At 72.0% G+C, this 14312-nt stretch carries 14 protein-coding genes; 5 read left to right on the forward strand and 9 right to left on the reverse strand.

From position 1 onward, the window contains the following. Window positions 1-14 precede the first annotated feature (14 nt). From E3N83_RS05985 to E3N83_RS06000, 4 genes are all read right to left on the reverse strand, one after another. A complete protein-coding gene (locus E3N83_RS05985; protein WP_151082429.1) occupies window positions 15-1307 on the reverse strand; it encodes an ROK family transcriptional regulator in 1293 nt (430 codons plus the stop codon). A 27-nt stretch (window positions 1308-1334) separates the two neighbouring features. Further along, entirely contained in the window at window positions 1335-2585 is a 1251-nt protein-coding gene (locus E3N83_RS05990) for a sugar ABC transporter permease (protein WP_151082430.1), read from the reverse strand. Then, window positions 2582-3388, reverse strand: a complete 807-nt coding sequence (locus E3N83_RS05995; protein WP_151082431.1) for an ATP-binding cassette domain-containing protein — start codon at window positions 3386-3388, stop codon at window positions 2582-2584. The genes E3N83_RS05990 and E3N83_RS05995 overlap by 4 nt, the downstream gene beginning before the upstream one ends. 89 nt (window positions 3389-3477) lie before the next feature. Then, window positions 3478-4461 (reverse strand): sugar ABC transporter substrate-binding protein, encoded by a 984-nt coding sequence (locus E3N83_RS06000; RefSeq protein WP_238343090.1) that lies wholly within the window; start codon window positions 4459-4461, stop codon window positions 3478-3480. A 346-nt stretch (window positions 4462-4807) separates the two neighbouring features. Between E3N83_RS06000 and xylA the strand changes: the two genes are divergently transcribed. Beyond that, complete coding sequence (xylA, locus tag E3N83_RS06005; protein ID WP_151082433.1) at window positions 4808-5968, forward strand: xylose isomerase; 1161 nt, start codon at window positions 4808-4810, stop codon at window positions 5966-5968. Between the two features lie 2 nt (window positions 5969-5970). Then, entirely contained in the window at window positions 5971-7377 is a 1407-nt protein-coding gene (gene xylB, locus E3N83_RS06010) for a xylulokinase (protein ID WP_151082434.1), read from the forward strand. 10 nt (window positions 7378-7387) lie between these two features. On the opposite strand, the gene E3N83_RS06015 is transcribed toward xylB, so the two are convergent. Both E3N83_RS06015 and E3N83_RS06020 read right to left on the reverse strand, forming a co-directional pair. Next, a complete protein-coding gene (locus tag E3N83_RS06015; protein ID WP_191907976.1) occupies window positions 7388-7987 on the reverse strand; it encodes a histidine phosphatase family protein in 600 nt (199 codons plus the stop codon). Continuing rightward, window positions 7984-8379, reverse strand: coding sequence for a VOC family protein (locus E3N83_RS06020; RefSeq protein ID WP_151082436.1), 396 nt, complete (start codon window positions 8377-8379; stop codon window positions 7984-7986). Before E3N83_RS06020 ends, E3N83_RS06015 begins: the two co-directional genes overlap by 4 nt. A 105-nt stretch (window positions 8380-8484) precedes the next feature. Between E3N83_RS06020 and E3N83_RS06025 the strand changes: the two genes are divergently transcribed. Genes E3N83_RS06025 through E3N83_RS06035 form a run of 3 tightly spaced genes read left to right on the forward strand, consistent with a single transcriptional unit; the run spans window position 8485 to window position 11180 of the window. Beyond that, window positions 8485-9219, forward strand: coding sequence for a dienelactone hydrolase family protein (locus tag E3N83_RS06025; RefSeq protein ID WP_151082437.1), 735 nt, complete (start codon window positions 8485-8487; stop codon window positions 9217-9219). Window positions 9220-9261: 42 nt separating this feature from the next. Further along, window positions 9262-10485 (forward strand): alpha/beta hydrolase, encoded by a 1224-nt coding sequence (locus tag E3N83_RS06030; RefSeq protein WP_151082438.1) that lies wholly within the window; start codon window positions 9262-9264, stop codon window positions 10483-10485. A 50-nt stretch (window positions 10486-10535) separates the two neighbouring features. Beyond that, window positions 10536-11180, forward strand: a complete 645-nt coding sequence (locus tag E3N83_RS06035; RefSeq protein WP_151084946.1) for a class I SAM-dependent methyltransferase — start codon at window positions 10536-10538, stop codon at window positions 11178-11180. On the opposite strand, the gene E3N83_RS06040 is transcribed toward E3N83_RS06035, so the two are convergent. Genes E3N83_RS06040 through E3N83_RS06050 form a run of 3 tightly spaced genes read right to left on the reverse strand, consistent with a single transcriptional unit; the run spans window position 11151 to window position 14276 of the window. Beyond that, the gene (locus tag E3N83_RS06040) at window positions 11151-12233 is read right to left on the reverse strand and encodes a prenyltransferase/squalene oxidase repeat-containing protein (RefSeq protein ID WP_151082439.1); all 1083 of its coding nucleotides are present in this window, start codon (window positions 12231-12233) and stop codon (window positions 11151-11153) included. The two genes, E3N83_RS06035 and E3N83_RS06040, sit on opposite strands and share 30 nt — an antisense overlap. Further along, window positions 12223-12981, reverse strand: a complete 759-nt coding sequence (locus tag E3N83_RS06045) for a class I SAM-dependent methyltransferase (RefSeq protein ID WP_151082440.1) — start codon at window positions 12979-12981, stop codon at window positions 12223-12225. The genes E3N83_RS06040 and E3N83_RS06045 overlap by 11 nt, the downstream gene beginning before the upstream one ends. Beyond that, a complete protein-coding gene (locus E3N83_RS06050) occupies window positions 12975-14276 on the reverse strand; it encodes a glycosyltransferase family 4 protein (RefSeq protein ID WP_151082441.1) in 1302 nt (433 codons plus the stop codon). The genes E3N83_RS06045 and E3N83_RS06050 overlap by 7 nt, the downstream gene beginning before the upstream one ends. Window positions 14277-14312 lie beyond the last annotated feature (36 nt).

The following is a 14312-nucleotide window of genomic DNA, read 5'->3' on the forward strand; positions in this document are numbered from 1 at the left end:
GGCCCCCGCAGCGCTCAGGCCGCGCCGGGGCTGTCGGGCCTCGAGGCTGCCTGGCCGCCGGCGGCCCCCGCTGCTGGAACGGAGGCACGGTCGCCGAGGCGGGCCGTCATCACGGCGACGGGGTCCGCGAGAAGGGGCGCGAAGGCAGCCTCGGCGGCGCCGAGGAGGGGCCCGTCCGAGCCCAGGCCTCCGGCACAGACCGAGACGTTCTGGGCGAAGTCGACGCCGTCGCGCTCGTGCAGGACCTCCATCACCCCGGTACGCCGGGCCTCGAGCACCTGTCCGAGGGTGCCCCCGAGGACCACCACCTCGGGGTTGAACAGCCGGACCAGGGCCCGCAGCCCGAAGCCCAGCCAGTACGCCGCGTCGTCGAGGGCGCGACCGGCGAGGGCATCGCCGTTCGCGGCGGCCTGGACGACCTCGTCGACGGCCGCGAGGCCGCCACCGGTGAGTCGGCCGGCCGAGCTCAGCAGCCGGTTGGCGCCGATCTTGGTCTCCCAGCAGCCACGGGAGCCGCACCGGCAGAGGGCGCCCTGGCTGTCGACGATCAGGTGTCCCACCTCGCCGGCGTAGCCCTCGACCCCTCGCAGCGGCTGGCCACGGACCAGGAAGCCGCCACCGATCCCGACGGTGCCGCCGACGTAGGCGACCTCCGAGGCGCCGACGGCCGCGCCGTACAGATGCTCGGCCAGGACGCCGAGGTCGGCGTCGTTGCCGACGACGACCGGGAGATCCATCTCGTCGCGGAACACGTCGGCGAACTGGACGTCGGTCCAGCCCAGGTTGGGGGCGAAGTGCACCAGGCCGTCCTCGGAGCGGACCAGGCCGGGGATCGAGACCCCGATGCCGAGCACCACTGTCTCGGGCGCGGCCCGCAGCACCTCGCGGCACATCTGGGCCGCGGAGTCCACGACGTGCTGCAGGTCGTGGGCACCGGGCTGGTGGAGCCGCTCACGACGGTGCCGCATCTCGCCGCCCAGGCCGACGACGCAGACCCCGATCCGGTCGACGTCCAGCATCAGTGCCAGCACCCCGACCTCGATCCGGGGCGAGACGACCAGCGACGGCCGGCCCGAGCGCCTGGCCGTGACCCGGTCCGTGGCGACGACCTGGTCGGGCCGCAGCTCCTCCACCAGCCCGTTCTCACTGAGCAGGGAGGTGAGGTCGCCGATCGTGCTCCGGTTCAGGCCCAGCTCACGGGTCAGCCGGGCCCGCGTGGTCGGGCCGTTGTGGTGCACCCACGTGAGCAGGGCGCTGGTGTTGACGCGCCGGAGCTCCTCATGGCTGATCCCGGTCTTGGCTGGCATCTCCGTGGCCTTCGCGCAGGGTGCCGGTCAGGCCCGCCCGGAGGCCGAGGCCCGGCGGCGGCTGATCGCGTCGACCGACGCGGCCAGCAGGAGCACGGCTCCGGTGATGATGTAGACCCGACCCTGAGACTGGCCCTGCAAGGTCATGCCGTTGATGATCACCGCGATCACCGAGGCGCCGAGCAGCCCGTCGAGCGGGCGGCCCTTGCCCCCGAAGAGGCTGGTGCCGCCGATGACCGCAGCACCGACGCCGTACAGCAGGGTCTCGGCACCACCGGTCTGCGGGTTGACGGAGTTGGTGCGGCTCGCGAGCAGCACGCCGCCGACCGTGGCCAGGGTGGAGCAGAGCATGAAGCACGAGATCTTGACCCAGGCGACGCTGATGCCGGCACGTCGGGCGGCCTCGGCGTTGCCGCCGACGGCGTACACGTGGCGTCCCCAGGCCGTGCGGGTGAGCAGGAAGGTGAGGAACACCAGCAACGCCCCCACGATCGGCACCACGATCGGCACGCCCTTGAGCGAGGCCAGGAGCACGTTGCGGCTGCGCTCCTTGGACAGGTAAGCCGTGGCCGCCAGCAGGATCGCGGCGAAGATGACCGACTTGAACACCCAGACGACGAGCGGCGGGGTCGGAAGTCCGGCGCCGGCCCGGGACAGCTGCCGCCTGAGCGACAGGCCGGCGTACGCCGCGACCGTGAGGACGGCCAGAACCCAACCGAGCCAGAGCGGCATGTTGTTGTTCATGATCGCCAGGATCGCGTTGTTGCGATAGGCGATGGTGCCGCCGGCGCCGGTCTCGATCAGCAGCACCCCCTGGAGAGCCAGGAAGTAGGACAGGGTGACCACGAAGGACGGGATGCCGAGCTTGGCGACCAGGAGGCCGATGCTCAGGCCGATCGCCGTGCCGCAGAGCAGGGCGATGATCAGAGCTGGCACCCACGGCCAGCCGTGGTTGGTCATCAGGATGCCGAGCACACCGGCCGTGACACCACCTGCATAGCCCGCCGACAGGTCGATCTCGCCGAGCAGCAGCACGAAGACCAGGCCCATCGCGAACACCGCGATCGCCGAGCCCTGGAGGATCAGGTTGGCGAAGTTGAACGCGTTCGTGAAGGTCTTTCCGGACAGGAAGGTGAAGACGATGACCAGGGCGACCAGCCCGGCGATGGCGGGCAGCGCGCCCACGTCGCCGCCACGGAGCCGGACGATGTAGTCGTCGAACGTGCCCTGGAGGGACTGTCTCTGGGGCGTCTCCGCCGCGTTGGAGGTGTCGCTCATGCCTCGGTCCCCTTCGCTTCGGACTCGTAGCCGGTTGCCCGACCGGTGGTGATCAGCTCGACCACCTGGTTCTGCTTGACCTCCGAGGAGGAGACCTGCGCGACCATCTCGCCCAGGTAGAGCACCGCGATCTCGTCGGCGACCTGGAAGACGTCGTTCAGGTTGTGACTGATCAGGAGGACGCCGAGACCGCGGTCGGCCAGTCGGCGGACCAGAGCGAGCACCTGCTCGGTCTGGGCCACGCCCAGCGCGGCGGTCGGCTCGTCGAGGATCACGACCTTGGAGTTCCAGAGGACGGCGCGGGCGATGGCGACGGTCTGGCGCTGGCCACCGGAGAGCGACGCGACGGGGGTCCGGACCGACTGGAGGGTGCGCACGGACAGTCCGTCCAGGGTGGTCCGCGCCCGCTGCTCCATCGTGCCCTCGTCGAGGAGCTTGGCCTTGAGGATCTCGCGGCCGAGGAACATGTTGTGGACCACGTCGAGGTTGTCGCACAGCGCGAGATCCTGGTAGACGATCTCGATCCCGAGGCCGTTGGCGTCCCGGGGGCTGTGCACGTGCACCGGCTTGCCCTCGAAGGAGAACTCCCCCTCGTCGAAGGCGTGGATGCCGGCGATGCCCTTGATCAGTGTGCTCTTGCCGGCGCCGTTGTCGCCGACGAGGGCAGTGACCTTGCCGGGGAAGACGTCGAGGTCCACCCCGCGGAGCACGTGGACGGCTCCGAAGCTCTTCTCGATGCCGCGCAGGCTCAACAGCGGAGATCCGGTGTCGGCAGCGGGGCGCTCGGTGTCGGTGACAGTCATGCGGGCGGGACCTCCCGGAGCAGGGGAACGAGGCGGTGGGACAGCAGGACGAGGGTGCCGGCCCGTAGGCCGGCACCCTCGTCACGGGGTCAGCTGATGCCGGCCTGCGTGCAGAGCTTGGCGTACGGTCCGGTGCAGACGTCGGACGCCTTCTGGAACCCGTCGTCGATGACCTTCTTCACGTTGTTCTTGAAGATGGCCTCCGGCGTCGCCAGCGCCGACTTCACGGGCTGGTTGGTGGTCGGGTCCGTGACCGAACCGGTCGCCAGGGCGTCCGCACCGGCGGTGTCGCCCTTGATCAGGTCGATCGCCAGCTTCGAGGCGAGGCCCGCCTCGAGGTCGGTGTTCTTGTAGACGGTCATGCACTGGTTGCCGGCAAGGATCTGCTGCAGACCGCCGACGCTGGCGTCCTGACCCGTGATCGGGACCTTGCCCGCGAGCCCGTTGGCCTTCAGCCGGGCGATGATGCCGCCGGCCATGGTGTCGTTGGCGGAGACGATGCCGTCGATGTTGCCGTTGTTCTTGGTGTACAGACCGTCGAACGCGTTGGCCGCCTTGTTGGCGTCCCACTCACCGCTGACGTCACCGACCAGCTTGTAGTCGCCCGAGTCGAGCTTGGGCTTGAGCGCCTTGGCGTAGCCCTCCTTGAACAGGGAGGCGTTGTTGTCGGTCTCGGCGCCGTTGATGTAGATGATGTTGGCGGTGTTCTTGCCCTCGGCCGTCAGGCACTTCTGGAGGCCCTCACCCATCAGCTGGCCGACCACGACGTTGTCGAAGGACACGTAGTACGACGCCCCACCGCCCGGCGTGAGCCGGTCGTAGTCGATGCTGGTGATGCCGGCAGCGGTCGCCTTCTTGAGGCAGGCCGAGCCCGACTCCGGGTCGAGGTTGACGATCATCAGGACCTTGACGCCCTCGTTGATCATCGAGTCGCAGATGGTGCCGAACTTCGCGGTGTCACCACCGGCGTTCTGGATGTCCGAGCCCACTCCGGCGGCCTTGAAGGCGGCGGTGAGGCTGGGACGGTCGTTGTTCTCCCAGCGAGGCGAGGTGGTCGCGTCCGGAAGAATCACGCCTACCGTCCCTGCCGAGGTGCCGCTCGAACCCGGCGCGCCGGCGGTGCTGCTGTTGCTGCTGCCGCAGGCGGTGAGCGCAAGCGTTGCCACTGCCCCCACGGCCGCCAGACTTGCCCACTTCGATGTTGCCATCGACTGTCCCTACTTTCTTGCTCGGACGTGCTCCTGGCGCAGTCACACCTGCCGTGACCACCCTCACGCCGTATGTTGTGGACCACAACTTAACCGGCTACGTTGGGCCTGCCAACCCCCTGGAACGGCAAGTTTGTTGGATCAATCACCGAATTGGTCACAATTCGGTCACGACAGAGGCTTCCGGGCCCATCGGAACGAGAGGTGCGTCATGACGGAGCTGTCCCCGACCCCCACCGACAAGTTCTCCTTCGGTCTGTGGACCGTGGGCTGGCAGGGGGTCGACGTCTTCGGGGGTGCGATCCGGCCACCGATGGACCCGGCGTACGCCGTCCACCGCCTGGCCGAGCTGGGGGCCTACGGGATCAGCTTCCACGACAACGACGTCTTCGCCTTCGACGCCGACGCCGCCGAGAAGAAGACCGCGATCGACTCCCTGCGGCGGGCCCTGGACGAGACCGGCCTCGGCGTACCGATGGTCACCACCAACCTGTTCTCCCACCCGGTCTTCCGCGACGGCGGGTTCACCAACAACGACCGCGACGTCCGGCGCTTCGCCCTCCGCAAGGCCGCCGACAACATCGACCTGGCGGTCTCCCTCGGCGCCAAGGTGTTCGTGGCCTGGGGCGGGCGCGAGGGAGCCGAGTCCGGCGCTAGCAAGGACATCCGGGCCGCGCTCGACCGCTACGCCGAGGCCTTCAACATCCTGGGCCAGTACGTCCTGGACCAGGGCTACGACCTCCGCTTCGCCATCGAGCCCAAACCCAACGAGCCACGCGGTGACATCCTCCTCCCCACGGTGGGCAGCGCCCTGGCGTTCATCGCGGAGCTGGACCACCCCGAGCTGGTCGGGGTCAACCCGGAGGTCGGGCACGAGGAGATGGCGGGCCTCAACTTCGCGCACAGCCTCGCCCAGGCCCTCTGGCACGGCAAGCTCTACCACGTCGACCTGAACGGTCAGAACGGTCCCCGCTTCGACCAGGACCTGCGGTTCGGCGCCGGCAACGTGCGCGGCGCCTTCTGGACCGTCGACATCCTGGAGACGGGCGGCTACCAGGGCCCCCGCCACTTCGACTTCAAGCCTCCCCGGACCGAGGACGAGTCCGGGGTCTGGGCCTCGGCCTCGGCCTGCATCCGCAACTACCTCATCCTGCGTGAGAAGTCGCGAGCCTTCCGGGCAGACCCGGAGGTGCAGCAGGCCCTGGCCGCGGCCCGTGTCGACCAGCTGTCGGTCGCCACCCTGGCCCAAGGCGAGTCCCTGGCCGACCTCCGCGCCGAGTCGTTCGACCCGGACGAGGCCGCCGCTCGCGGCATGGCCTTCGAGGCCCTCGACCAGCTCGCGCTGGAGCACCTGTACGGCGTGCGGGGCTGAGCGTGGCCTTGGTCGCGGGGATCGACTCCTCGACCCAGTCCTGCAAGGTGCTCGTTGTCGACGCCGACACGGGCGCGGTGGTCCGCCGCGGCCGGGCCGGTCATCCCGACGGCACGGAAGTCGACCCCCGGCACTGGTGGGAGGCCCTGCAGTCTGCCGTCCACGACGCCGGCGGCCTCGACGACGTGGCCGCGGTCTCGGTGGGTGGTCAGCAGCACGGCATGGTGGCCCTCGACGACGCGCGGGCGGTGGTCCGCCCGGCCCTGCTCTGGAACGACACGCGCTCGGCCGCTGCTGCGGCCGACCTCACCGACGAGCTCGGCGGCCCCCAGGTGTGGGCCGACGAGGTCGGGCTCGTGCCGGTCGCGTCGTTCACGATCACCAAGCTGCGCTGGCTCGCCCAGCACGAGCCCGAGGCCGCGGCCCGCACCAGCGCGGTCTGCCTGCCGCACGACTGGCTCACCTGGCTGCTGGCCGGACGCCCCGACGACCTGGTGACCGACCGCAGCGACGCCAGCGGCACCGGCTACTGGTCGGCCTCGACCGGCACCTACCGGCCCGACCTCCTCGAGCGCGCGCTCGGCCATCCGGCCGCCACGCCGCGGGTGGCGGCTCCCGACGAGGTGGTCGGGCACGGTGCCAGCGGCGGTTGGGTCCTGGCTCCCGGCTGCGGCGACAACGCCGGTGCCGCTCTCGGGCTCGGGGCAGCCCCCGGCGACGCGGTCGTGTCGCTGGGCACCTCGGGCGTGGTCTCCGCCGTGTCGCTGGTCCCGGCGGCCGACGCCAGCGGTGCCGTGGCGGGCTTCGCCGACGCCACCGGCCGCTACCTCCCGCTGGTCGCGACGCTGAACGCGGCCCAGGTGCTCGACGCCTCCGCCGGGCTCCTCGGCGTCGACCACGCCGGGCTCAGCGACCTGGCCCGTTCCGCGCCGTCCGGCGCCGGCGGGCTGGTGCTGGTCCCTTACTTCCAGGGCGAGCGCACGCCCAACCGCCCCGACGCCACCGGCTCGCTGCTCGGCCTGACCCTCGCCGGCACCACCGCGGCGAACCTCGCCCGGGCCGCGGTCGAGGGGCTGTGGTGCGGCCTCGCCGACGCGCTCGACGCGCTGCGCGACCAGGGTGCCGAGGTCCGGCGCGTGCTCCTCGTCGGCGGCGCGGCGGCCTCGCCCGCCGTACGCGAGATCGGGGCCGAGGTCCTCGGGCTGCCGATCGACGTCCCACCGGCCGAGGAGTACGTCGCCCTCGGGGCAGCCCGTCAGGCCGCCTGGGTGCTGGACGCGGCGGCCGGTGCCCCGGACTGGGCCGGCAGCGCCGACGGCTGGTCGCGGCACGAGCCGCTCACGGCTGGGGGCCCGGCCGTCCGGGCCCGCTACGCCGAGGCCCGCGACCTCACCCTGACCCGCGCGTAGGCGTCCTCCCTCACTCAGCCTCGGCCGGCGCCGGCGGCCAGCTCACGCACCGCCAGTGCTGGTCGTCGACGGTGAGCTCGACGACGGCGCAGTTCGCGAGCCGGGCCGGCGGGTCGGCCGGCTCCTGGGTCAGGATCAGCGGCAGGGCCAGTCTCATCAGGCCACCGTGGCTGACGGCCAGGACCGTCTGGCCACGGTGCCGGTCGGCGATCTCGTGGAGCACGTGGTGCATCCGGAGCCGCAACTGGGCCCCGGTCTCGCCGCCGGGCAGCCGTCGCTCCAGGTCACCGGACAGCCAGGCGGCATAGGTCTCGGCGAACGGGTCGTCGGCACGGGAGCCGCTGAAGGATCCGACCGAGAACTCCCGGAGCGCCTCGCGGGTCGTGACCGCGACCCCGAGGGCGGCCGCTGCGATCTCCGCGGTCTGGACCGCACGCGCGTAGGTGCTCGTCCAGACGTGGGCCACGTCGCGGCCGGCGAGCCGGTGGCCCAGGTCATGTGCCTGCGCGCGTCCGGTGTCGGTCAGGGAGCCGCCCTCGTCGGCCCAGTGGTGGCTCTCGTACTCGGCGTCCGCATGACGCGCGACCAGGATCGTCGCCGCTGCCGTCACTCCGCGGCGGCCTCGGCCGTCGGACGGTACGGCGTCAGGACGCAGAACTCGTTGCCCTCGGGGTCGGCCAGCACCGCCCACCCGCGATCGCCGTCGCGGAGGTCGTCGACCAGCGTCGCGCCCAGGCCCAGCACCCGGTCGATCTCCTCGTCGCGGCTGCGATCGGTGGGCCGCAGGCACAGGTGCATGCGGTTCTTCACCGACTTGGGCTCGGGCACCTTGAGGAACAGGAGGTAGCGGTCGTCGGGTCCGGTCAGCCCGCACTCCTCGTCCTCGGGCTTCATCTCCCAGGTCTCGTCGACCGTGAAGTCCTCGAGGACCTGCGCCCACCACATGGTCTGGGCGTAGGGATCGGCGGCGTCGATGCAGAAGTTGGATGCGCGAGAAGCCATGGCGCGAGCCTAGACCGCGGCCCTCCCCGCGGGCCCCGGGTTTTCCGCCCGCGACACCGACGTCGTACGCCGTGGGCCGGCGAGGGGGTGCGGCAGACTGACCGCATGAGCCTGCTCGACTCCTGGACCCGCGACCTGCACGAGGCGGAGGACGGCACCATTCGGCCGACCTACCGGAAGGGCACCGGGCCCGGTGTGATCGTGATCCACGAGCTGCCGGGCCTGACCCCCGCCGTGATCGACTTCGCGGACGAGGTCGTCGAGGCCGGCTTCACGGTCGTCCTGCCGCACTTCTTCGGTCACCCCGAGGCGCGGAGCAACCCCGGCACCCTGACCGGCGCCCTCGTCCAGGTCTGCACCTCCTCGGAGTTCACCAAGCTGGCCACGGGGGTCACGGCTCCCCTGGCGGACTGGCTGCGCAGCCTGGCCCGGACCCTGCACGCGGAGCTCGGCGGCCCCGGCGTCGGGGCGCTCGGGATGTGCTTCACCGGAGGCTTCGCCCTCGCCACGATGGTCGACGAGTCCGTCGCGGCGGCCGTCGTGGCCCAACCCTCGGTGCCGTTCGCGATCGGCAAGAAGCGCGCCGCCGACCTCAACCTCTCCCCCGCCGACACCGACGCCGTGGTGGCCCGGGCCGCGGCCGGCTGCCAGGTGCTCGGACTGCGCTACCGCAAGGACCGTGCCACCGGGACGCGTTTCGACACCCTCCGCGAGCTGCTCGGTGACAACTTCGTCGGGGTCGAGTTCGAGGGCAAGGGCCACGCCACGCTGACCGAGCACCGGCAGCAGGAGGCGGTCGACCGGGTGCTCGAGTTCTTCGAGGAGAAGCTCAAGGGCTGAAGGGCCCGCACGGTCGCCGGCCACGCGAACTAGCATCGACGGGTGTCCTTCCTGCGTCGCCAGCTCCTCACCGCCGCCCTCACCGCCAACGCGCTGTGGCCGTCGTCGCGCAGCGCCCGGGCCGGCCTGGCGTCGTTCGTGCTCGGCTGGCCGACCGGCGAGCTGGCGCCGCAGCTGCTGGCCCTGACCGCCGCGGACACCGTGGCCCACCTGGCCGTCCCGCACCGACGGCCCCGGAGCCGGACCGGGCTCCTCCTGGCCGCCTTCAGCGCGGCCGGGCTCGCGCAGATCGTGCGCCAGAGCCGGCAGGTGCAGGTCCTGGCTGAGCAGTCGCTGGTCGACTCCCTCGGCGAGGAGTACGCCGACAGGCCCGGCGAGCGACCGACCACGGTCGACCTGGCCACCCCGTGGCGCAAGCTGCTGAACCCGTTCGGCCGCCGCAACCCGGCGGTCCGCGTCGACCGCGACGTGCGCTACTCCGACGCCGGCAAGCGGGGGCTGCTCGACGTGTACCGACCGTCCGATCGCGAGGTCACCGGAGCTCCAGTGCTGCTCCAGGTGCACGGCGGCGGCTGGACGCTCGGCTCCAAGGACCAGCAGGGCATCCCGTTGATGCAGCGGATGGCGGAGCGGGGCTGGGTCTGCGTGGCGATCAACTACCGGCTCGCGCCCCGAGACCCCTTCCCCGCGCAGATCGTCGACGTGAAGCGGGCGATCGCCTGGATCAGGGAGCACATCGAGGACTACGGCGGGGACCCGTCGTACGTCGTGATCACCGGGGGGTCAGCGGGCGGCCACCTGACCGCCCTGGCCGCGCTCACGCCCAACGACCCGGACTACCAGCCGGGCTTCGAGGGCGCCGACACCCAGGTGCAGGCGGCCGTGCCCTTCTACGGCGTCTACGACTTCGCCGGGGCCACCGGCCTGCGCAGCGCCCTGCGGATGCGCGACGACTATCTCGCCCCGCGGATCCTCCAGCGGACCTGGGCCGATGACCCCGAGGCGTTCGAGAACGCGTCGCCGATCCTGCGGATCACCCAGGACGCCCCGGACTTCTTCGTGATCCACGGCGCCCGCGACTCCCTGGTGTCGGTCGAGCAGGCCCGTCTGTTCGTGGCCGCGCTGCGAGAGACCTCCAAGCACAGCGTCGCCTACGCCGAGTTCCCCGGCACCCAGCACGCCTTCGACGTCTTCCCGTCGATCCGCTCCGAGCACGTGGTCCGCGCCGTGGAGCGCTACCTGACGTGGCACCACGGCCGCCGGTGAGCGACCGCCGCACCGCCTTCGAACGGTCCACCTATCGTGCAGGCGTGCCGATGCCCGAACGCCTCCTGGTCGTGGCCCGGGCGGCCAAGGGGTTCATGCCCGACGACGAGGGGCTGGCACTCCACCGTCTCGCCCGCGACCGGCTCCCCCACGGCCCGGCCCTGGAGGTCGGCAGCTACTGCGGCAAGTCCGCGGTGTACCTCGGCGCCGCCGCACGTGAGGTCGGCGGCGTCGTCTTCAGCGTCGACCACCACCACGGCTCGGAGGAGAACCAGGCGGGTTGGGAGCACCACGACCCCTCGCTGGTCGACCCGCTCACCGGCCGGATGGACACCCTCCCGGCCTTCCGCGCCACCCTCGCCGCCGCCGGCCTCGAGCGGGTCGTGGTGGGCGTGGTCGGGGAGTCCACGACCGTGGCCCGGCACTGGCGCACCCCGCTGTCCCTGCTCTTCATCGACGGCGGCCACGGCACCGAGCCCGCGCACGCCGACTACCACGGGTGGGCCCGCTGGGTGATGCCCGGAGGGCTGCTCGCCATCCACGACGTGTTCCCCGACCCGGCCGACGGTGGGCGGCCGCCGTACGAGATCTACCTGCGGGCGCTGGACGGCGGGGCGTTCGACGAGGTCGAGGACGTCGGCTCGCTGCGGGTGCTGCGCCGGGTCTCAGGCGCGGCCGGCGAGGGCGTCGGCTGAGGCGCAGCCACACTCCAGGCCCAACGGCTCCGGGTCGGCGACCATCGTGGTGTCACGGAACAGCCCGGCACCCGGCGTGGAGTCGGTGAGGGCGTCGTGGGCGAGCAGCACCGCGGCCGCCGTGTACGTCGTGTGCTCACCCGGCCAGTGGGCGTCGTCGGGGTAGACGTAGCCGGTCCAGTAGCCCCCGTCGAGGTCGCGCAGGTGCTGGGCGTCGGCGAACAGCCGGACCGCCCGCTCACGGTCGCCGAGTGCGTCGAGCGCCAGCACCAGCTCGCAGGTCTCGGCGCCGGTCACCCACGGGTTGGCATCGACGCAGCGGACCCCGAGACCGGGCACCACGAAGGTGTCCCACCGCGAGGCCAGCAGGTCGAGGGCCTCCCGGCCGCGGACCGCGCCGCCGAGCACCGGGTAGTACCAGTCCATCGAGAACGACGACTTGTCGAGGAACTCCGCGCGGTGCCGCCGCAGGGCGTGACCGAGGCGGCCGGCGGCGAGCTCCCAGTCCGGCTGGGGGTCGTCGAGCAGGTCGGCCAGGGACAGCCCGGCCCGCAGCGCCTGATGGATGCTCGACGACCCGGCCAGCAGCGCCTCGGCGTTGACCCGGGCCGGCCGGGCGTCGGACCACTCCTGGGACCACGCGATCCCGCCGAACGGGAGCTGCAGCCCGCACACGAAGTCGAGGGCGCGGCGCACCGTCGGCCAGAGGCTGTGGACGAATCCGGCATCCCGGCGGACCAGCCAGTGGTGCCAGACGCCGACGGCGACGTAGGCCGCCATGTTGGTCTCGCCGCTGGCGTCCTCGATCTCGCCGGCGACGTACTTCATCGCCCAGGACCCGTCGTCGCGCTGGGTACGGCGTACCCACTCCCAGGCGCGGTCGACCGCGTTGCTGCGGCCGGCGACGAGGAGGGCCATCGCGGCCTCGACGTGGTTCCACACGTCGGTGTGCTGCCCGGTCGTCCACGGGACGGCTCCGTCGCCCTCCTGCATCGCCTCGATCGCCCGCCCGGTGCGGTCGACCTGCTCGGCGGTGAGCGCCTCAGGAGGCATCGGCGACGCTCTGGTCCAGGTCGGCCGACTCCGACGCGGCCGGCTTGTGCAGGTAGACCACCAGGCTCTTGCCGATCAGCGGGTTCAGCACGCGCTCGGCCCAGCGGGTCGCGCGGGGGCGCTTCATGATGTCCCAGACCAGGAGCCGGTGGTAGGCCTTCGCGACCGGGTGGTCGTCGTTGTGCACCCCGACCGCGCACTTGATCCACCAGTACGGCGCGTGCAGGCCGTGCGCGTAGTGCTTGCCGTCGTAGGCCAGGCCGGCGTTGGTCGCCTTGGTGATCAGCTCTGCGTCGGAGTAGATCCGGATGTGCCCGCCGGGGGTGTTGTGGTAGTCGTCGGAGAGCTTCCAGCACACCAGCTCGGGCAGCCAGCGCGGCACGGTCAGCGCGATCGTGCCGCCCGGCCGCAGCACCCGGACCAGCTCCTCGATGGCCGCGATGTCGGCCGGTACGTGCTCGAGGATCTCCGCGGCCACGATCCGGTCGAACTCGCCGTCGGCGAACGGGAGGGAGAGAGCGTCGCCCTCCTCGACGTCCGCCTCGGCGCCCAGCGGCACCTCGCCGGCCTCCGCCATCGCCACGAAGAGGTCGCGCACGTGGGCGAGCTCCTCGGCGTCCTGGTCGAAGGCGACCACGTCGGCGCCCCGGCGGTACATCTCGAAGGCGTGCCGGCCGGCGCCGCAGCCCAGGTCGAGCACCCGCTCCCCCGGCTGGAGCCCGAGCCGGTCGAAGTCGACGGTCAGCACGTCTGCTCCTCGGTCGCGGTGCGGGGTCGGGGCTCGGTGGCGGAGCGCTGTCGTGACTCCTGGGCGAAGGCGACGATGGCATCGTCGTAGGCCTGCGCGGTCGCAGCAGCGACGGCGTGCCAGCTGAACAGCTCCTCGACCCGCCGGCGTCCGGCCGCGCCGTACCGCGCCCGGCGCTCGGGGTCGTCGAGCAGCTCACCGATCGCGGTCACCAGCTCACCGACGTCGCCGGGCGTGACCAGGTCGGCGCAGAGACCGTCGGGGCCCACGACCTCGGGGATCGCGCCGGCCCGGGAGACCACCAGCGGGGTGGCCGTCGCCATCAGCTCGGCGGTCGGCAGGGAGAAGCCCTCGTAGAGGCTGGGCACGCAGGCGAGCTCGGCGGAGCCCATCAGCTCGACCAGCTCGGCGTCGCTGATGCCGTGCACGAACCGGACGTGGTCCCGGATGGCCAGCTGGTCGAGGAGCTGCTCGGTGCGGCCGCCGGGTGACGGGCGGGTGACCAGCATCAGCTCGAGCTCCGGTCGCTCGGTGCGCAGCTTGGCGAACGCCTCGAGCAGGGTCGCGATGCCCTTGACCGGGGCGTCGGCGCTGGCCATCGCGATGATCCGGCCGGGCATCCGTGGGCTGGTCGGCGGCACGAACGACTCCTCGACCCCGAGCAGCACCACCCTGGTCCGGGCCGGGTCGACGCCGAACTCACGGACGACGTCACGGCGGGACGACTCCGACGGCACCAGCACCATCCGCATCCGGCGGGCGACCCGCGCCTGCATCCGGACGAAGCCGTACCAGCGGCGCAGGGTCAGCCGCTTGCGTCGGGTCGGCGCGGAGGCGATGTCGATGCGCCGGTCGATGCTGATCGGGTGGTGGATGGTCGTCACCAGGGGCAGCCCGACCCGCTCCTCGAGGTCGAGCAGGGCCGAGCCGAGCACCTGGTTGTCGTGGACCACGTCGAAGTCGGCGGACCGCTGCTCCAGGAGCCGCAGCACGCGCTTGCTGAACGTCCGCGGCTCGGGGAACCCGGCCGTCCACATGGTCAGCACCTCCTCGACGTCGATCCGGTCGCGGATCTCCGACGGGCGGGGCGTGCGGAACGGGTCGGGCTCGCGGTAGAGGTCCAGGCTGGGCACCTCGGTCAGCCGGACGCCCTCGTCGAGCACCGGGTAGGGCTGGCCGGAGAACACCTCGACCTCATGGCCCAGCCGGACCAGCTCCCGGCTCAGGTGGCGGACGTAGACGCCCTGGCCACCGCAGTGCGGCTTGCTGCGGTAGGACACGAGGGCCACGCGCACGAGGTCCGCCTCTCCGGCTCGGGTCGACCGGAGCAC

Origin of the sequence: Nocardioides cynanchi, from assembly GCF_008761635.1 — a bacterium.
Classification (GTDB): Bacteria; Actinomycetota; Actinomycetes; order Propionibacteriales; family Nocardioidaceae; genus Nocardioides; species Nocardioides cynanchi.

Bases quoted from the DNA above. Each gene is read 5' to 3' on its own strand.
- E3N83_RS05985 (WP_151082429.1), bottom strand. From the start codon at position 1,307: ATGCCAGCCAAGACCGGGATCAGCCATGAGGAGCTCCGGCGCGTCAAC.
- E3N83_RS05990 (WP_151082430.1), bottom strand. From the start codon at position 2,585: ATGAGCGACACCTCCAACGCGGCGGAGACGCCCCAGAGACAGTCCCTC.
- E3N83_RS05995 (WP_151082431.1), bottom strand. From the start codon at position 3,388: ATGACTGTCACCGACACCGAGCGCCCCGCTGCCGACACCGGATCTCCG.
- xylA (WP_151082433.1), top strand. From the start codon at position 4,808: ATGACGGAGCTGTCCCCGACCCCCACCGACAAGTTCTCCTTCGGTCTG.
- E3N83_RS06020 (WP_151082436.1), bottom strand. From the start codon at position 8,379: ATGGCTTCTCGCGCATCCAACTTCTGCATCGACGCCGCCGATCCCTAC.
- E3N83_RS06025 (WP_151082437.1), top strand. From the start codon at position 8,485: ATGAGCCTGCTCGACTCCTGGACCCGCGACCTGCACGAGGCGGAGGAC.
- E3N83_RS06035 (WP_151084946.1), top strand. From the start codon at position 10,536: ATGCCCGAACGCCTCCTGGTCGTGGCCCGGGCGGCCAAGGGGTTCATG.
- E3N83_RS06040 (WP_151082439.1), bottom strand. From the start codon at position 12,233: ATGCCTCCTGAGGCGCTCACCGCCGAGCAGGTCGACCGCACCGGGCGG.